At 33.3% G+C, this 17177-nt stretch carries 14 protein-coding genes and 17 tRNA genes; 25 read left to right on the top strand and 6 right to left on the bottom strand.

The features are described 5' to 3' along the window. The first annotated feature begins 69 nt into the window (after positions 1-69). Both KWG70_RS04055 and KWG70_RS04050 read left to right on the top strand, forming a co-directional pair. A complete protein-coding gene (locus tag KWG70_RS04055; RefSeq protein WP_230934698.1) occupies positions 70-981 on the top strand; it encodes an ABC transporter ATP-binding protein in 912 nt (303 codons plus the stop codon). Positions 982-1081: 100 nt separating this feature from the next. Beyond that, positions 1082-1378: a S26 family signal peptidase gene (locus KWG70_RS04050; protein ID WP_230934697.1), complete on the top strand. Its 297-nt coding sequence runs from the start codon at positions 1082-1084 to the stop codon at positions 1376-1378. A 20-nt stretch (positions 1379-1398) separates the two neighbouring features. On the opposite strand, the gene KWG70_RS17935 is transcribed toward KWG70_RS04050, so the two are convergent. Together KWG70_RS17935 and KWG70_RS04035 are read right to left on the bottom strand one after the other, a co-directional pair. Then, entirely contained in the window at positions 1399-3120 is a 1722-nt protein-coding gene (locus tag KWG70_RS17935; protein ID WP_317206744.1) for a WYL domain-containing protein, read from the bottom strand. Between the two features lie 3 nt (positions 3121-3123). Then, positions 3124-5427, bottom strand: a complete 2304-nt coding sequence (locus tag KWG70_RS04035) for a CAP domain-containing protein (RefSeq protein WP_230934696.1) — start codon at positions 5425-5427, stop codon at positions 3124-3126. Positions 5428-5937: 510 nt separating this feature from the next. On the opposite strand from KWG70_RS04035, the gene KWG70_RS04030 reads away from it, so the two are divergent. The 22 genes from KWG70_RS04030 to KWG70_RS03925 all read left to right on the top strand — a co-directional run bounded on the left by KWG70_RS04030 (position 5938) and on the right by KWG70_RS03925 (position 12563). Beyond that, positions 5938-6486 carry a hypothetical protein gene (locus KWG70_RS04030; RefSeq protein WP_230934695.1) on the top strand — a complete coding sequence of 183 codons (549 nt, stop codon included), beginning with the start codon at positions 5938-5940 and terminating at the stop codon, positions 6484-6486. 32 nt (positions 6487-6518) lie between these two features. Further along, entirely contained in the window at positions 6519-7076 is a 558-nt protein-coding gene (locus KWG70_RS04025) for a metallophosphoesterase family protein (RefSeq protein ID WP_230934694.1), read from the top strand. 736 nt (positions 7077-7812) lie between these two features. After that, a tRNA-Lys gene (locus tag KWG70_RS04020) sits at positions 7813-7886 on the top strand. Between the two features lie 207 nt (positions 7887-8093). Then, positions 8094-8166: transfer RNA gene (locus KWG70_RS04015), tRNA-Pro, on the top strand. 96 nt (positions 8167-8262) lie between these two features. Then, positions 8263-8349, top strand: a tRNA-Ser gene (locus KWG70_RS04010). 7 nt (positions 8350-8356) lie between these two features. Beyond that, positions 8357-8429 (top strand) — tRNA-Ala (locus tag KWG70_RS04005). 6 nt (positions 8430-8435) lie between these two features. Then, a tRNA-Asn gene (locus KWG70_RS04000) sits at positions 8436-8507 on the top strand. Positions 8508-8512: 5 nt separating this feature from the next. After that, positions 8513-8586: transfer RNA gene (locus KWG70_RS03995), tRNA-Cys, on the top strand. Between the two features lie 8 nt (positions 8587-8594). Continuing rightward, positions 8595-8676, top strand: a tRNA-Tyr gene (locus KWG70_RS03990). Between the two features lie 6 nt (positions 8677-8682). Next, positions 8683-8754, top strand: a tRNA-Arg gene (locus KWG70_RS03985). Between the two features lie 171 nt (positions 8755-8925). Next, positions 8926-9051, top strand: a tRNA-OTHER gene (locus KWG70_RS03980). A gap of 5 nt (positions 9052-9056) precedes the next feature. Continuing rightward, positions 9057-9181: transfer RNA gene (locus KWG70_RS03975), tRNA-Val, on the top strand. 5 nt (positions 9182-9186) lie between these two features. Further along, positions 9187-9260: transfer RNA gene (locus KWG70_RS03970), tRNA-Met, on the top strand. Between the two features lie 5 nt (positions 9261-9265). After that, a tRNA-Leu gene (locus tag KWG70_RS03965) sits at positions 9266-9339 on the top strand. Positions 9340-9492: 153 nt separating this feature from the next. Then, positions 9493-9565 (top strand) — tRNA-Arg (locus tag KWG70_RS03960). A gap of 5 nt (positions 9566-9570) precedes the next feature. Then, a tRNA-Gln gene (locus KWG70_RS03955) sits at positions 9571-9641 on the top strand. A gap of 6 nt (positions 9642-9647) precedes the next feature. Beyond that, positions 9648-9720, top strand: a tRNA-Ile gene (locus KWG70_RS03950). Positions 9721-9729: 9 nt separating this feature from the next. Then, positions 9730-9802: transfer RNA gene (locus KWG70_RS03945), tRNA-His, on the top strand. Between the two features lie 4 nt (positions 9803-9806). Then, a tRNA-Phe gene (locus tag KWG70_RS03940) sits at positions 9807-9879 on the top strand. 32 nt (positions 9880-9911) lie between these two features. Continuing rightward, positions 9912-10397, top strand: coding sequence for a ribonuclease H-like YkuK family protein (locus KWG70_RS03935; protein ID WP_230934693.1), 486 nt, complete (start codon positions 9912-9914; stop codon positions 10395-10397). Between the two features lie 113 nt (positions 10398-10510). Next, positions 10511-10972: an alpha-ketoglutarate-dependent dioxygenase AlkB gene (locus KWG70_RS03930; RefSeq protein ID WP_230934692.1), complete on the top strand. Its 462-nt coding sequence runs from the start codon at positions 10511-10513 to the stop codon at positions 10970-10972. Positions 10973-11159: 187 nt separating this feature from the next. Beyond that, complete coding sequence (locus KWG70_RS03925) at positions 11160-12563, top strand: RtcB family protein (RefSeq protein ID WP_230934691.1); 1404 nt, start codon at positions 11160-11162, stop codon at positions 12561-12563. Between the two features lie 66 nt (positions 12564-12629). Here the strand turns inward: KWG70_RS03925 and KWG70_RS03920 are convergent, their stop codons facing one another. The 4 genes from KWG70_RS03920 to KWG70_RS03905 are packed head-to-tail and all read right to left on the bottom strand — an operon-like array spanning position 12630 to position 16545. Further along, a complete protein-coding gene (locus tag KWG70_RS03920) occupies positions 12630-13748 on the bottom strand; it encodes a DUF2860 family protein (protein WP_230934690.1) in 1119 nt (372 codons plus the stop codon). 58 nt (positions 13749-13806) lie between these two features. Further along, positions 13807-14022 carry a hypothetical protein gene (locus KWG70_RS03915; RefSeq protein ID WP_230934689.1) on the bottom strand — a complete coding sequence of 72 codons (216 nt, stop codon included), beginning with the start codon at positions 14020-14022 and terminating at the stop codon, positions 13807-13809. 51 nt (positions 14023-14073) lie between these two features. Beyond that, on the bottom strand, positions 14074-14952 hold the full coding sequence (locus tag KWG70_RS03910) for a sugar-transfer associated ATP-grasp domain-containing protein (RefSeq protein WP_230934688.1): 879 nt from the start codon (positions 14950-14952) through the stop codon (positions 14074-14076). A gap of 21 nt (positions 14953-14973) precedes the next feature. Beyond that, positions 14974-16545: a 7TM domain-containing protein gene (locus tag KWG70_RS03905; protein WP_230934687.1), complete on the bottom strand. Its 1572-nt coding sequence runs from the start codon at positions 16543-16545 to the stop codon at positions 14974-14976. A gap of 99 nt (positions 16546-16644) precedes the next feature. Between KWG70_RS03905 and KWG70_RS03900 the strand changes: the two genes are divergently transcribed. Beyond that, on the top strand, positions 16645-17166 hold the full coding sequence (locus tag KWG70_RS03900) for an RNA polymerase sigma factor (RefSeq protein ID WP_230934686.1): 522 nt from the start codon (positions 16645-16647) through the stop codon (positions 17164-17166). Positions 17167-17177 lie beyond the last annotated feature (11 nt).

The following is a 17177-nucleotide window of genomic DNA, read 5'->3' as shown; positions in this document are numbered from 1 at the left end:
CCTTTTTCTCAATATATGTAAAAGTCGCTCTAAATTAGAGCGACTTTTTTGTAGTATTTTTGCAATCGTATGTTAAGCGTTAAACACCTTTCATTTTCTTATCATAAAACACCAGTATTAAAAGACTTGTCTTTTAATATCAATCAAGGTGAACATCTTGCTGTTATTGGCGAAAGTGGCTCGGGTAAAAGCACGCTTTTGAAACTATTATATGGTGAATATGATTTAGACCTAGGTAGTATTCATTGGAAAAACAATGAGATTCTTGGCCCAAAATACAACTTGGTTGTTGGCTACGATTTTATGAAATATGTTGCTCAAGAATTTGATCTAATGCCTTTTATTTCAGTAGAAGAAAATATAGGGAAGTTTCTTTCCAATTTCTTTCCAGAGGAAAAAAAAGAGCGTACTGCCGAATTACTTGATGTCGTAGAGCTTTCAGCTTTTGCTAAAACCAAAGTCAAAACGCTTTCTGGTGGACAAAAACAACGGGTTGCTCTCGCTAGAGCCTTAGCTAAACAACCCGAAATTATTCTCCTAGATGAGCCTTTTAGTCATATTGATAATTTTAAAAAACAATCTCTAAGAAGACGTGTTTTTAGATACCTGAAAGAAAAAAATATTACCTGTGTTGTCGCGACGCACGACAAAGACGATGTGCTTGGTTTTGCAGATACTATGATCATTTTGCACAACAACAAAATTGAAACCATTAATACACCTGAACACCTTTTTAAAAACCCAAAAACACCATTAATTGCTTCATTTTTTGGCGAATTTAATGTCATTAATAACAAGATTGTTTATGCACATCAATTACAACCCGCTAAAACATCTCAACTAAAGGCTACTGTCGTCCATAGTTATTTTAAAGGCAATTATTATTTAATCGAAGCAAAAGTAAATGAGGATACTGTTTTTTTCGAAAACGACACTAAACTCAAAGCTGGAGATCTCGTGTTTTTAAAATCACTTAAATAATTTCCTATATATTTGTGCAAGTTCATTGAAAGTTCTTTTGTAAAATCTTGAAGGATATGTAAGTCAATAATGACTTATATAACTTTTAAAATTTAAAATTATGAATTGGAAAATTCAAAAACTTCAAAATGGTCAAACCATCATTTCAAAAGAACCCGGTAATTCAATGTTACCTCTATTAAAATCTAAACAACCTGTTAAACTTGCTCCTATTAATTGGGAACACTGTGAAACTGGAGATATTGTGTATTGTAAAGTTAGAGGAAATTGTTTTACGCACCTTGTAAAGGGCAAAAACAACCGACGTGGCTTATTAATTGGTAATAATCACGGTAGAATTAACGGATGGACAAAAAATGTTTATGGAAAAGTAATAGAGATATTACCAATGTCATAGACATTACCTATTTAAAATATTTACAACAATTCTTTTTCAGCATATTCTAATCCATTTGGTAATTCTATAGACGTAAACTCCAAATGTAATACACGCCGTCTACGCTGAATTTTAGATTCAGAAGACGCATGAAGTAATAAGGGTTTTAACAATTGTACGCCTCCAGAACCAACTTCACTTACAAACGGAATAGAATTCATAGTTATTAACTTAATTTCTTCGGTGTTTAATCGTTTTTGATGCGATCCAGGAATAACTTTGAGCGCTCCATTTTTGATGGTGGTATCGTCTAAATGAATGCGCATAGAAAATGTGTTTTTAGAAATCTCTTCCGGCGGAATGACACTAATAACCCCTTTTTTATTGGTCCATGCACTAAACCCTTCGGTTTCCACCTTTTTTAAAACGTTAATAGGTATATCTTGATGCCAAGTCACATACCAATTATCTTTAGGGGACTTATCAAAATAAATAGCTTTTGTTAAGAAAACATCTTTATCAATAGACTTTATGAGTTTTTTAAAATTTTTATTGAATATAATAGGTTTAAGTTCAGGTAGTTTTAAAAGAACTTCTCGCATCCCAAAAACCTGTTCGTTGTTAAGCTTAATATAGGCATCAAGTTTTGTCTTTAACTTTCTAATATCACGCTTAGAATATACATGATTCAAAATCCCAAAACCTTTATATTCCAATCGTTTCGAAATAGTTCTCAGATTTTTGTCGTTAATTTCAGTTTCATAAGCATCTACAGCATCATATAAACGTTCTTTAATATTTCGTTTTAAACGCTCTGGTGCTATTACTTTTATACCTTCTCCTAAACCTAGAATTTCTTTTTCCAACTCAAAATTCAATTGCACATCCAATGAAATGGTCACACCATAATTATCTCGCGCTACTTCTTTTTGAGAATAATGAAATGGTTTTGTAAGTACATAAGGGGCTTGCTTATGGTTAACATAAAGCAATACGTTCTCTGGTTTCATGTTTGGACTCACAGAAACACCAATCGCCTGTTTATAATATGTTTCCGAATTAAAGCTTTTATCTGCAACAAATGTTTTATTACTTTTTTCTACTGAAATAATGCGATCTAGAGCCAGATTCATAATCCCTTCTGAAGATTTTCGTTTGCCTATAACGAACCACCTATTCCTAAATTCTTTTAACAGATAGGGATGAAAACTAAAAGTACTTTCTTGTCTAGCTTTAAATGATTTATACGTCATCTCAATAGCTTGTCTTTTCAAAATAAACTGATAGAGTTCATCCAGAAATTCCAGACCCTTTAAGTTATCGTTTTTTTCAAAATCTATGAGTGATTTTTCATGTGTTTGTTGCGTGTAAACATGATCTTCAAGTTTTTGAACCATACTACCCAATTCAGCAAAATGCGAGAACCCTTGAAATTGTTTTAAAAACGAAACCGCTTCAGATAATTTACTTAAATCTTGATTTGAAATGGGACTATTGGTAATGCTGTAATTCGCATCTTCATATTTATAAAATTTTCGATCATAAACCACAATTGGTGCATTGTAACCTAACTTATCGCTTCGCATCATTTGAATATCTAATTGAACCGTTCGCTTACTTACATCAACACCTTTTCCTTCATATTCATACAACGCATCAGAACAAGCTTCAATTAAGTCGTTAAGCGTCCATTGCCTAAAGTTATTTTGAAGACATTTATCAATGGTTTTATATCTAATTAATGCGTTTTTGTTAACTGCCATATCTTAGTCATTACACGTTTTACAAAACAAATTTTTAACACCATCATCTCTTAAATTTTGAAAGTCTCTATCAATCCATCTACACCATCTGTCCTTGTTAAATGAGATGGCTTTCTTATGAATATCTAACAGCACTTCAGCATCATAATCCTTATTATTTGCAACAAAAGTTTTTATTAAAACAAAAGAGGATTCTTCATCTAATTTACCATCTTCAAACCGTTCTAATAATCTTTCTACAGTCATAGTGTACATACTCCAACTATTAAAAAACAAACTTAAATCGGTATCATCTTTTATGTTTTTTGAAACACTTTTAAAGTAATTTGTTATAAAATCAAACGATTCACCAATTTTAGGACTGTAATTTATTTGTCCGAAATATTCAATACTCGACATATGAAAATTGAGAAACAAAGGGTTGACCTTATTTTGATTTTTATAATTTTCAAAAAGAGGCTCCACCTTTTCCGGATGCATGACTTTAGAGAAGTCTTCTATACTACTATCCCAGTTCCTAAGCAGTTTTCTCGACGTAATTGTATACAGATTTAGTAAATTTTTTTGAGCTTCTTCTGAGAGTAAATGAGACTTCGATAACCAGTTTCTAACAAAAAACACGACATTATCAGTAGCATAGAAATTGATGTTTTTTAACAGTAAAGCCGATACATTTTGAACCAATTCCTGCTTATTAAACAGCTTATCATGAATAAACTCTTCGTTTAAAAAAAGATCACTATTAACTTCAAAATACATATCTGCTAACACCTGATTTGCCAAATCATAGTTTTGATTTAAAAGGGCGTCAATCAAATTATTGTTTAAATGAAGATCATCATGCTTATTCCAGGTCCCCTTTGTATAAATTATCGCTTTCGATTGCCGTTGTAAACTAAGAGACTCTTCCCATTTATCATCCAAATTATTCTGAATATAGGTTTTAATCGCTTCCTTATTTTGCCCTAACGTATGTTCTAATCCTAAAAGCTCTAGATGATAAAAACACAGTTCCCAATTTTCTTTAGCATTAATATCTATAGGAACCTTACTCAAATCTAAATTCTTATTTAAGAAATCATGAATGTAGTTCGCGCGTTTAGTGTGTAATAGGTGATTCGCTTTTGAATTTCCATCAACTGAAGTGAAACTTTTGATATCAATAGAATGAATACTACTCCTATCAATATCAATCTTAGGATTGGATAAAGGTTTTGTTTTACCACTTTCAAAATCAAAACGAACCTCATAAATCCCATGAACTCCTTCTGTTTTTAATGCTACTCCTGGTATAAAAACTTCTGGGTCAATAGGTCTAAGGTTATATCTTCTGCTCGGAATATTTGAAGGGACAGCATAGCTACACTTTTTTCCGTCTTTAATTAAAATCAAATTGGGGCTTAACGTCTCATTTTTAAGATGCTCTGGTACTTTCCCTAAAACTACCACAAGCCGTTTGGGGTTTTGAGCAGTATTACCTGCAAAAATTTCATCTCGGTATTTAGGTTTAAGCAAAACACCTTCATAAATGCTAGATGCATCCAACTTATTCTCTTGGCCACAAACCAGTTGATCTCTAGTTACCAAATCAATTGCCAAGCCATCTTTTGCGCTTTCAAAGATCTCTTGTATACTCTCAAGATTATGATATGAAAAGACAACTTCATCATTAACAATTGATAAGGCATTGCCCATATTAACAATAATATTTCCTTTATTACCTATTAAATCATGACATGATAAATCACTTGCTAGAATCCCAAATGCATTTTTAGACAATTGACCACCAACAATATGTCCTTTTTTACCAAAAACTTGAACAGCAAACACACGCTTCGATTTTGAATTATAGGTAAATCCAAAATCGCCATAGCTAAAACTATCAGAAATCATATTAGCATAATGACCAGGAGAGTTTTTCCAAGAACGGTACATATCAATTGCCAACTTTTTTAAATTGCCCATAGATAAAGGCGTTCTTATAATTTTTGAATACAGAATATTCTCTCCAATATTTGTAAATGATACATTAAATTTTTCAACTCTATCCCTTGGTTGTGGTAGTGCCGTTTTAATTTGAATGTGCGTGAGCTTATTTCGCTTTGATATATAACCTGAATGTAACTTTGCTGCCTTCGCTAAATCTTCATGTCTTTTAAGAGGTTGTTTCCCTTTTTCAACTCTAAGGTTATTGATTTTTTCGGTCAATAGAACCGCTAATTTCTCTTCATCTGCAATGCTAAGTTGTGCATACAAACTCTGAAAACTAATAACAAAAAAACAGAAAATAAAACACTTCAATTTCATATAAATATAGAGGGCTTTTTATACTAAAATTAAATATACGCAATTTAATTGCGTAGAAAGGAAATTAGATCAAAAAATGAAAAATCCGCATTAAATCTTTGATTTTTCAAAAAAAGTTAATACTACGTATTAAGGCATATAATTTTCTGAAAATGAAAAAATAAATTTTGATAATTGAAAAATAAATCCAAATATTTGTAGCGAAGAATTAAACAATTCAGGTAAAAAAATTAGTATTAACAAAAACACGAAGCTATGTATTTATTCATACCTATTTCAGGAAATCCAGTGGGAAAAGCCCATTCTGTGATGCTTCGAGCGTATAGCTAATATACTTTTCAAAACACAATGAAAAATCCGAAGCATTTGTTTAACTGTTTCGGATTTTTTGTTTTCAGTCATTAGCAAGTCTGCTAAACCTCCTCCAAAACAGTTAAAATATCAAGCCATTAAATGGCTTTAGCGAACTTATGTGTCGCAAAAAATGAATTATAAAAATAGTAAAAAACAATGGACACGAATTTGTTAAATAATTACGTGCTTAAAGCCATAGATGCTTATCCATACGATTTAGAAGAAACTGTAGAAAATCTAAATTATGCGTTGTCTTACGAGAACACTAATGCATATGCATTATATCTCATGGGACGATTACAATCGGAACAGCTTGGCGATTACGAAAAAGCCAAATATTATTTTGCTGAAGCCTTAGCTAGTAAGATGGATTTTGTAAAAGTTTATCCAAAGTACATCTTGGTTTTGATTTGGAATCATGATTATGATGAAGCGCAAAAATTAATCGATTTTGCACTTACAGTAAAGTCAATTCAAAAAGGCGAGCTTATGGTATTACAGGCACAGCTTTTAGAATGTCAAGACGCGTATAAAAAAGCATTGAAAACTTTTAAAAAAGCAAAGTTGTACGTATACAACAACAGTTTTATGGCGTTTATCGATTCTGAAATAACAAGAGTTAAAAACAAGATAAAACCAAAGAAAAAGAAAGCTTCCAAAAAGAAAAAAACAAAAAAAGGGAAGCAAAAAAAGAAGAAGGATTAAGCAATCCTTTTCATAAAAACATATTAGAAAACATGAATAAAACTAGAAATATATATTTCACTTCAGACCATCATTTTGGTCATGAGAATATTATAAAATTCACCAATCGTCCATTTGGTAGTGTAGAAGACATGGACCAAGAACTCATAAAACGCTGGAATAGTCGAGTCAATAAACATGATAAGGTCTATCACTTAGGTGATTTCGGACTCTGTAAAGCCGAGCGAATGCGAGACATACTTGAGCAATTAAACGGACATATCTTTTTAATTCGAGGCAATCACGAAGGTGCTGCCTTGGCAAACCCAAACCGATTTGAATGGATAAAAGATTATTTCGAACTCAATGTTAATGATGAAGAGGCGCCAAATGGTAAGCAGAAAATCATACTCTTACATTATGCAATGCGTGTATGGCGATCAAGCTTTAGAGGAACATGGCACCTTTACGGCCATTCACATGGAAGTTTAACAGACGACCCAACAATGAACAGTTTTGATGTTGGTGTAGATTGTCACGATTTCTATCCGATAACCTACGAAGAAGTCAAAGCCATTATGAGTAAAAAAATATGGGAACCTCCATTTTAAAAATGAATAAAAAAGAAGAAAAATAATTATACTACGCAAAAACAGTGCATATTAATGGAATTATATTTGCAGTATAAATAAAAAAGTATATTTACAATATAAAATGGTAAAACAACAGATACATAAACAACCGATGTCGCGCTTTAGTGAATGCGATTATAAATGGGCAGTCATTTTACTGAATTCCCTACAAGGACGTTTTGTATCTATTTTTAAGAGTTGAATATAATTTAAATACTATTAAAACCATAATATGAAGCGTCCAACCTAAAAGTTGGACGTTTTTTTTTAATTTTTTTTAAAAAATGATTCTGAAGCAATAAAACGTAAAATAGAGATCTAATAAACAGTGAAACAATTGGGAGACAGACTATTGTATAACATGTACATTATCCGTTAAAAAACGGACAGGAATTCTATTGTTTATATTTAGTCTAACTGTTTGATTATCAATAAATTAAATTAAAATTTTCTTGCGTAATTAAAAAATTGGCTTCATATTTGCACCATCAAAACAAACAACATAATAATGCAAAATTATTTACAACATATAATTCAATACATGATCTGGTCGCTCGAACCGAAGCGAATTGAAGTCATATTTAGTTGTGATGCCGGATTAAACATATACTATAGGAAGGTTATAGATACATGAGTTGATGTATTTATAAAATTAAGAAAAGCACCTTCCGTAAAACGAGGTGCTTTTTTTATGGTGTGTATTAAAACAATAAGATGACGTGTAGCTTAACTGGCTAGAGCACTCGACTTTTAATCGAGGTGATGTGAGTTCGACTCTCACTGCGTCAACAACATAGGAAGGACAAGCCAATTGGCGGTGGCCACAGTTTTGAAATGAGGGTTCGAATTCAACGAATCCTATTTATAGAAATAGTATTCTTTGAGTTAAAAGTGTTCGGAGATTATGACTCGTGTGGGTTCGAAATGCAAAGCATTCACGAATTCCTATTTAATAAAATAAAAATCACATGAGCTAACCCCACTCCTTCCGCAAAACTGAGAGGAGAACGATGGCTAGTTTACTCGCTTTGGAAGCGAGAGGTTGCAGGTTCGAATCCTGTCTCTCAGACGAAACAATCAAATCAAGCTTGCTTGAATTTGATTAGCAAGGAGATACAACAGGAGAGACGACGTCAATCCTGCCTCTCAGAATAGAATAATTATTGGAGAGTAGACAAATAATGGTTTGTTGTGCTTGCCTGCTAAGCAAGTCTGCTTAAATGCAGTAAGAGTTCGATTCTCTTACTCTCCGCAAAAATGGGGTTATAGTTTAACAAGCCAAAACAGTGGGTTTGCAACTCGCAGAATGGAGTGCAAGTCTCCGTAGCTCCACAATATGATATCGTAGCTCAATGGTAGAGCAGTCGGTTGTTAACCGACAGGCTATAGGTTCGAATCCTATCGGTATCGCTAAAGACAAGGTGGCCGAATTGGTTAAGGCGTCAGTCTGCAAAACTGGTTTTTATGAGTTCAAATCTCATCCTTGTCTCAACATAAGGGAATACGTCAACGTTGGAGAGTTGAGCCAGTCTGTAAAACTGGTGCGATTGCTAAATAGGTTCGAATCCTATAATTCCCACATCAGGCATCTATGGTGTAATGGATAGCACAGGAGATTTCTAATCTCCATGTCTAAGTTCGATTCTTAGTAGATGTACAAAACTGGTTCATTGGGGTAATGGCTATCCTTCCCGACTGTCTCTTGGGAGATACGAGTTCGAATCTCGTATGAACCGCAATTTGCGTTAAGGATTGAGGTACTGTTGAAGCTCCTCGCAGAGAGCGACTACCGAAAGCCTGACCCAATAGGGTAACGCCATAAAAATAGACTCTATTAGCATAGTGGTTAGTGCATCCGACTTTAACTCACTCATGCAAATTAAAGAAATAGGTTTCGTTGAATTCGTAAACTCATTTCTATCGGAAGACAAGGGTTCGACTCCCTTATAGAGTACAAATTGAGGTATAGCTCAGTGGTAAGAGCGTCACGCTTACATCGTGAGAGTCATAGGTTCGAAATGCAACGCATTCACGAACTCAAACAAAAAGAAATAGGGTCATGTGATCTAATCCTATTACCTCAACATATTGAGATGTAGCTTAATCTGGTAGAGCATCGCTCTCATAAGGCGAAGGATTCAGGTTCGACTCCTGGCATCTCAACTAATGCAGGAATGGCGGAATTGGCATACGCTCTTGTCTTAGAAACAAGATTTTGAGAGTTCGAATCTCTCTTCCTGTACAGGGCGTTGCGTGAAAAAAATGTCTAGTAGACATTTTAAGCAAACGTGCCAGGTGGCGCGTAGGCAACATATGCTCCACTAGCCCAACTGGAAGAGGCAAAGGTTTTAAGCGCCTTTAAGTCCAAATTCGAATCTTGGGTGGAGTACAATATAAGCTTATGGTGTAATTGGATAACATGCTAGAATACGAATCTAGTGATATGGGTTCAAGTCCTATTAAGCTTACAAAATAACTTGTGGTGTAACGGCAGCATGGAAGACTTTGAATCTTTCGGTACAGGTTCGAATCCTGTCAGGTTAACAATATTCTGACATAGCTTAACTGGTAAAGTGCAAACCTGATACGTTTGTGGATAAAGGTTCGATTCCTTTTGTCAGAACTAAAATATGGTGGTTTTAGCTTATATGGTAAAGTACCTCACTGTGAATGAGGAGAACAGAGTTCGAATCTCGGAATCACCCAATAGGAACAATAGCAAAGTTGGTCTATGCGTCGGATTGAAGCTCCGAAAATACTGGTTCGATCCCAGTTTGTTCCACAACATAATTATTAAATAGAAACTAAATAGAGATGAAAATTGTACAACAAAAATGGAGAAACTTTAGTGGGAAGGTTTTTGACCAACCCATCACCGAAGTAATTGAAAATGCTATTGTAAAAGAACAAAAAAACGGACATCGTTTAAAGATTTGTGTTGGTTCAGACTCTCAAGCCTATAAATCTCATGTTGAATATGCAACAGTTATTGTGATACTGCGTGAAGGAAAAGGTGGTTTTATGTTTATGAGAAATTACAAAGGGACAAAATATATTGGCATTAAAGAACGTATGCTTAAGGAAGTAACGATGTCTGTAGAGGTCGCATATTCGATTTGTGACATTTTAGATACGTACAATGTAGAACTTGAGGTTCATGCCGATATTAATACAGATCCTAAATTTAAATCTAATGTAGCTCTAAAAGATGCAATGGGCTACATTCTTGGAATGGGGTTTGTTTTTAAGGCCAAGCCTTATGCTTTTGCGAGTTCATCATGTGCAGATAAGGTTGTATAAATTACTTCACTGAGGAATAGGCTCCTATTCTTAATTATTAAATTCTGCTGGGTTTTTATAAGTCTAAAATCTGGCGGAATTTTTAAACGAAGTGATTAAAATTTAATGAAATTATGGAAGGAATAACTTACAGAGAAAGCTTTTTAAATAATCACAGATTGTTATTTGAAAATTTAAGGCGTAATACGATTTGGGACGAGAGCATGGTAAATAGAAAAACTGCAAGTTTTGGAAGACCTTATAATTACTCTCAGATGGAATATCCTTTTCAGCAGTTCACACAAGAAATGAAAGAAATCATAGCTTCTATTGAAAAATTTCTATGCTTCAGACCAAACAACTGTTTGATCAATTATTATGAAAATGGAAATTCAAGAATGGGATTCCATTCTGACCGAACAGACATACTGATAGAAAACACAGGAGTGGTAATTGTCTCTGTTGGTGAAACAAGGACACTTCGTTTTAGAAATATTGAAAATCGAGAGACAATTGTTGACTTTAATCTTATTTCTGGTTCATTAATTTACATGAATAATGAGTTTCAAAAATGTATGGCAGCATGCCATAATTAGATCAAATACAGACAATGAAAGAATGAGTTTAACATTTAGAAAATTAAAATAATTATACTACGCAAAAAGATTGCGCAATAGGGTTAAATATTTGCAACGTAATCATAAAGAAGTCTTATTAGTTAGACTTTGGTAGTAGTGCTCCATCAGTCGAGGGAACTGGTGGAGCTTAATAAAAAATAAAAACATGAACACAAAAATCACAGGTCACGATTTAATCGCCTTAGGATACAGACAAGGTAAATGGATGAAAGACGCCATAATTTATATTAATGAAAACAGATTAGAAGGTGATGCTTTAGAAACTTACTTAGAGCAGTTTAAATCACAAGACCCAATAGCGTTACATAAAACGTCAATTGAGTTTTCTATTAATATAAAAGCTGAAAATGAGCTGGAAGAAGACAATGTTTCTAAAGTGATCAACTCTATGCAAACTTTGATGAAAACACCAACATTAGTTGATGGTGCTATCATGCCTGATGCTTGTCCAGCAGGTCCAGATGGAACTATTCCTGTTGGAGGTGTGGCTGTTGCAAAAAATGCGATTCATCCAGGAATGCATAGTGCCGATATTTGTTGTTCAGTAATGTTAACCGATTTTGGTAATGCTAATCCAAAAGACATCCTTGATGCAGCTCATGTCAACACCCATTTTGGTCCTGGAGGACGTGATAGACATACGCAATTTAGATTTCCGAAGGAATTATTAGATGCTTTTAAGGGTAATTTTTTATTGAATGATAATCAAATGATTCAAATCGCAAGATCACATTTAGGAACACAAGGCGATGGTAATCATTTCTTATTTGTAGGAACGTCTAAAAAAACAGGAAATACCATGATGGTCACACACCATGGATCAAGAGGCCCTGGGGCACGATTATACACGAAAGGAATGAAAATTGCCGAACGTTTTAGAAAGGAATTATCGCCTGAAACGAAGAAGCAAAATGCATGGATTCCTTTTGATACCGATGAAGGACAATCGTATTGGGAGGCTTTACAAACTATAAGAGATTGGACAAAGACCAATCATGAAGTGATTCATAATTCGGTAGCAGAGTCTTTAGAGATTGCTATCGAAAACAGATACTGGAATGAGCATAATTTTGTCTTTAAAGATGGTGATTTATTTTACCACGCTAAAGGTGCTACACCTTTGGATGCTAAGTTTATGCCAGATATTACTGGTCCGAGATTGATCCCATTAAATATGAGCGAACCTGTATTAATCGTTGAAGGATCTACGACAACAACCAATTTAGGTTTTGCGCCTCATGGTGCAGGTCGAAATGTGAGCAGAACACAACATAGAAAAAGTAAAACAGGAACCATCATGCAAATCTTTAAAGAAGAAACTAAAGGTTTGGATGTTCGTTTTTTCTCAAAGGAAATTGACATTACTGAGTTACCTAGTGCTTATAAAAACGCAAAAACCGTTAGAGATCAAATGGATGAATTTGATTTGGGTAACGTCATTGACGAAGTGATGCCTTATGGTTGTATTATGGCAGGTGACTGGCAGAAAAATGCACCTTGGAAGATTCGCAGGGAAAAACGTAAAAACTCTAGAAATAATAATTCTTAAAAGGAAAAGCAGACTAACTTTGGTTGGTCTGCTTTTTAAAATCTCTTTAAATTCATACAGAAAGCACTAAAATAGCTGCCAACGAAGTCCTATTCCAACATAAAAGTTTTGATAAGAACGAAAAGTCGTTGTGTTTTGATTGTCGTTGTTTGATGCTCTATTTACTAAATATGCTTCTGAGATAAGAGATAGCTTATCATTTAATTTATAGTCTGCATTATATCTTACCCTTAAATAATCATACTTCAAATTGTCTATCGATGCTCCCGAATTATTTTCAGCTTGAAGCATATCAAAACGCCTATTGTTATAGGAGAAATTAATACTGTTTTTAAATTTTTCAGATTTAAAATTAAGATTTAAACCTGCACGAATTTGATTATACCCAAATCGATCATTTGTAGCATCTATTCGCTTTTGATAGTCAATAGACGGTTTAATGGTCCATTTCTTATTTAAAGATATAGTATAATATAATTCAAAGTTGATATACTGCCAAGTTCTAGAAATTTCGGAAGCTTCCTCCTCATTCAATGTCACATAATCCCTATGAAAGAACTTGGCAGCAATGCCATATGAGTATAATAAATGGTTTTTCCAATAAATGGTTTTAAAATCTACACTTACACCATATTTGTTATAGGAGGTTGTTCTGTTTTCAGATGCATTAAAGTTCTTCTTTCCATAGTGCAAATGGAACTGTGTCCTGTTATTTTTATATAGTCTTAAATGCAATCCAGATTTCACATTAAGTAAATTATAGCCTAAGGGAACACTTAATTCATTTTCATCTAAATCTAAACCTTCGCGATCTTTAATGGTATAATTAATACCGCTTTCCCATTTTAATTTCTTCTTAAAGGTATGGGTGTATTTTAACCCAGACCTTAGCAGTAATAGGTTAAGTTCTGGCTCTGCAATAAAAAATCGTCTCTTAGGTGTTAAATAGGCTTTAAAAACACCCGATTTTAGCTCTTTACTATATCTTAATCTAACACCTATTTCTTGATAAAAACCACTAAATATTAAATCTTCTTTATCAACAAGTTCTGAGTCTTCAAAAAGCGTTTCTGGAGATCTATTGATATTATACTCATAGCCTGAAAGTGTGTTTACACTTAGATCAACTTGAGCGCTAGACAACCCAATAGCAAAAAGGAATAGGAAAAAAAAAGAGTGCTTCATAATATATTTTTTAATTATAAAAGATTAGAGATTGTTGAAAGTAAGATTGAATTACAGCCTATTTAGTGTCTTTAGTTACGGCAGCAGAAATAGAAATCAACGAAGGTGGTGCTAGATTTGTTAACTCGCTTTTTGATGAGTTTTCAATTTTGTGCAATGAATATGTAAGTGGTTCATTCATTTTTTTATCCCAAGTTCTATTGGCATAAAATGCGATACTTAAAATAGAGGATAAAAGTAAAATGTATGGGAATGGGGATTTTTTAAATTCCATAATTTAAAGTTTTGGGTGTTTAAAAGGAAAACAGGGAGTTTTTAAAAAACCCTAGGTTGTCTTTAAAAAAAATTTCAAGCCAGTTTTATTAGCTAGTTGAATTCCTAGACCTGGTCTCACATTGACTTCCATTATCAATGGTCCGTGAATCTTATCTATAACAATATCTACCCCTAAGTAGTTAAGAGGAAAATGCTTTGCTGTTTGTATAGATATCTGTACAATAGACTCCCAATATGGTATGCGCTTGCCAACTATTTGATTTCCATTATCTGGATGCGTATCAAAATAAGATACACCATCATAAGCCTGTGTCAGTATTCCTTTTTTCATGTCTATCCCAATACCTAATCCGCCTTGATGTAAATTTGCTTTGCCATCAGATTTATCTGTAGGCACCCTTAGCATAGCCATCAGTGGTTTTTTTTTGAGCAATATTATTCTAAAATCTGGAACACCTTGAGGATAAATTTCACTGAAGAATGAGTGCGGCTCTATACATTCTTCAATAAGTACTCGATCGGTAGACCCAAAAGAGTAGCGTCCCATTATGATATTAGATAAATGAAGAAAAATCTCTTCTTTTAAAATCCTATGTCCTCCCGAGGTCCAATGTCCTTCTTTATCTTTTTTTATAATTTTAATACCGCCACCTCCACTACCATTAGCTGGTTTAATCGCTATTTTGGTTTGGCGCTGTACATCGTTCCATTTTTCTTGAATGCTACCAATATTCTCTATAACAGTATAGGTTTTTGAACAAGGAATATGGTATGCTTCTAAAATATTTTTAGTTAATACTTTATCATCTGCTAACTTATAATCTTTGCGTTTATTATTCGGATAAATTAGAGATGCATTTCTCTCGTTTATTCCTAAGACATCAAAATCGTTTTGTAAGCTTTTTTTTAGAATATTTAAGATTTTCATAGTTATTTATGTTTTTAATATTTATCTAATAATAAAACTGAAACGTCTATATTCTGAAACTCGCAACCCTATCCATTTACCTAATAGTAAAGTGACTATCACTAGAAGTAATATAATCTCTGGAAATATCAATAACGCCATTTTTATGGTTGTTGAAGCAAATACCAAATAACAAACCGATGTTGCAACCAGTGTTTGCAAAATATTGTTTAAGGCCTTTTTCGTACCATCTTCTTCTATAGCTCGTGCAAAACGTTCTGCCATTATTGATAATATGATAATAGGGAAAAATGAAATTGCCGTTAACCAATCTAGTTTATAGGATAGACCTACATTAAGGAATATAAAAATCATAATGACCGTAAAGGTTAAGATGATAACAATCTTAGGTGTATATAGTAATCCCCAATTATTTAAGGGAACAGATATAAGTGCCACTAAGCCCGTTATTATCAAAAACAAGAACATGCCAGTAATGTATCCTGTAGATGTAAAAGTATAAGCGATAAGTATAGGTAAGAACACTCCATAGGTTTTTAACCCTAGTACATTTTTCAATAATGCTATAATGAGCCCACCAAGAGGTAATAGCAATAAAAAGTGAAGTGTGTGTTTTGGAACAATACCGCTTCTAGATAGCTTTAATAAAGATATAGGATGGTCCATTAAGGCATCATCTGTAGTAACATTCATAAATGGAATGTGTTGATTTTCCTCCATGGTATAATTATAATCGAATAGAATATTTGGCGTATGTGTTATTAAAAAATGATCGCCAGTATATAATTCTAAATAATGGGCTGGCAAATAAGCAAAATGCCCATTAAGAACATCAAAAGGCACCCAATGGTCTGTAATGTAAACTTCTGCCCATAGGTGAGACGTTCTCTTTTTTGTGTCCTCTAGTATCAATCCGCCTTTTAATCTGGCAGGAATGCCACGGTTTCTACAAAGCGCAACAAACAAACGGGCTTTCCCATTACATGACGCTTGATTTTGTTCGTAAGCCTTTAAAGCACTTGTAAGGTCTCGAATAGGAGCAGAAGGTATGTTGTGAACATAATCATAGATACTCTTAATTAGTGATTTTAAATCACTCTTGTTTTTAGCTAAATCAGATGCTAATACATCTATTTTATTATGATTTACTTCAATATAAGTTTCTGGTTTAAGATAACGGTATAATATAGTGTCGCTCTGTTTTCGGAGAGAGAGATTATCATCGATCAAATACTTTACAGCTTTTCCTTTATAAGTGAAAGCATAGTTTATGGTATAAAACTTATCTTTACTTTGAGCTCTCCAAATAGCTCTCAGGTTTTCATTTTGTTCTTCGGTTCTAAACTTCATGTCATTCGCCTTTTGCTTGACATTTGATATTTTTTGCCGATTATTACTTTCAGGAAGAAATGTCTTAACAAAGACTTTGCGGTCAATACCTTTTGTATAAAAATTATAACTTACATCGTAAACGACTTTGGGAAGAAAATCTTCATAGGCATTAATCATAGGCTTAACCTTAAAGCCCAATGAAATAAAAGCTATTAAAGCAATAATTAGTAAAGTTACTGTGAGGCTTTTGTTTCTACGCATAGGTTTTTCATTTGAGGTGTTTTTACTAGAACAGGCTCAAAAAAATTTACCCTAGGTTGATAAAAAAATAACTAAATTTGACTTTAATAAAAGTGATAAATGAGTCAAAGCTTAGCCTCAATTTGTGAAAAATATATTTTTGAAAAAGTTTATAGAAACTATTCAAAAATGGTAAATAACTTTATCTACTCGAAATGTGGCAATAGAAAACAAGCTGAAGACTTAACTCAAGACGCCTTTATAAAACTTTGGAATAATTGTGCGAAAGTTCCAATAGAAAAAGCAAAGTCTTATTTGCTTACTCTTGTTAAAAATGCCTTTTTCAACGAATTAGATCACCAAAAAGTGGTTTTAAAGTATCAAAAAACAAAATCCGATTCAAGAGTTAACCATGAAGATCCTGAATTCGTTTTAAGAGAAAAAGAATTTCGAAAAGAATTAACAGCAGCAATAAATAATTTGTCTCCCAAACAGCGAGAGGTGTTTTTATTAAATCGCATTGAAAAAAAGAAATATAGGGAAATAGCAGAAATGTTGGATATTTCGGTAAAAGCAGTAGAGCAACGAATGCACTCTGCATTACTTAACTTAAAGAAAAGCATAAAAAACTATAAGCTTTAACTAGGGTTTTT

This window comes from Psychroserpens luteolus (assembly GCF_021032705.1).
Classification (GTDB): domain Bacteria; phylum Bacteroidota; class Bacteroidia; order Flavobacteriales; family Flavobacteriaceae; genus Psychroserpens; species Psychroserpens luteolus.
This window is presented reverse-complemented; position numbering and strand designations above follow the sequence as displayed.

What these genes read in the sequence shown, in the direction of transcription:
- KWG70_RS03905 (WP_230934687.1), bottom strand. Translation starts at nt 16,545, where the DNA reads ATGCGTAGAAACAAAAGCCTCACAGTAACTTTACTAATTATTGCTTTA.
- KWG70_RS04030 (WP_230934695.1), top strand. Translation starts at nt 5,938, where the DNA reads ATGGACACGAATTTGTTAAATAATTACGTGCTTAAAGCCATAGATGCT.
- KWG70_RS03915 (WP_230934689.1), bottom strand. Translation starts at nt 14,022, where the DNA reads ATGGAATTTAAAAAATCCCCATTCCCATACATTTTACTTTTATCCTCT.
- KWG70_RS03900 (WP_230934686.1), top strand. Translation starts at nt 16,645, where the DNA reads ATGAGTCAAAGCTTAGCCTCAATTTGTGAAAAATATATTTTTGAAAAA.
- KWG70_RS04055 (WP_230934698.1), top strand. Translation starts at nt 70, where the DNA reads ATGTTAAGCGTTAAACACCTTTCATTTTCTTATCATAAAACACCAGTA.
- KWG70_RS03910 (WP_230934688.1), bottom strand. Translation starts at nt 14,952, where the DNA reads ATGAAAATCTTAAATATTCTAAAAAAAAGCTTACAAAACGATTTTGAT.
- KWG70_RS03920 (WP_230934690.1), bottom strand. Translation starts at nt 13,748, where the DNA reads ATGAAGCACTCTTTTTTTTTCCTATTCCTTTTTGCTATTGGGTTGTCT.
- KWG70_RS04025 (WP_230934694.1), top strand. Translation starts at nt 6,519, where the DNA reads ATGAATAAAACTAGAAATATATATTTCACTTCAGACCATCATTTTGGT.
- KWG70_RS04050 (WP_230934697.1), top strand. Translation starts at nt 1,082, where the DNA reads ATGAATTGGAAAATTCAAAAACTTCAAAATGGTCAAACCATCATTTCA.
- KWG70_RS03930 (WP_230934692.1), top strand. Translation starts at nt 10,511, where the DNA reads ATGGAAGGAATAACTTACAGAGAAAGCTTTTTAAATAATCACAGATTG.
- KWG70_RS17935 (WP_317206744.1), bottom strand. Translation starts at nt 3,120, where the DNA reads ATGGCAGTTAACAAAAACGCATTAATTAGATATAAAACCATTGATAAA.
- KWG70_RS03925 (WP_230934691.1), top strand. Translation starts at nt 11,160, where the DNA reads ATGAACACAAAAATCACAGGTCACGATTTAATCGCCTTAGGATACAGA.
- KWG70_RS03935 (WP_230934693.1), top strand. Translation starts at nt 9,912, where the DNA reads ATGAAAATTGTACAACAAAAATGGAGAAACTTTAGTGGGAAGGTTTTT.
- KWG70_RS04035 (WP_230934696.1), bottom strand. Translation starts at nt 5,427, where the DNA reads ATGAAATTGAAGTGTTTTATTTTCTGTTTTTTTGTTATTAGTTTTCAG.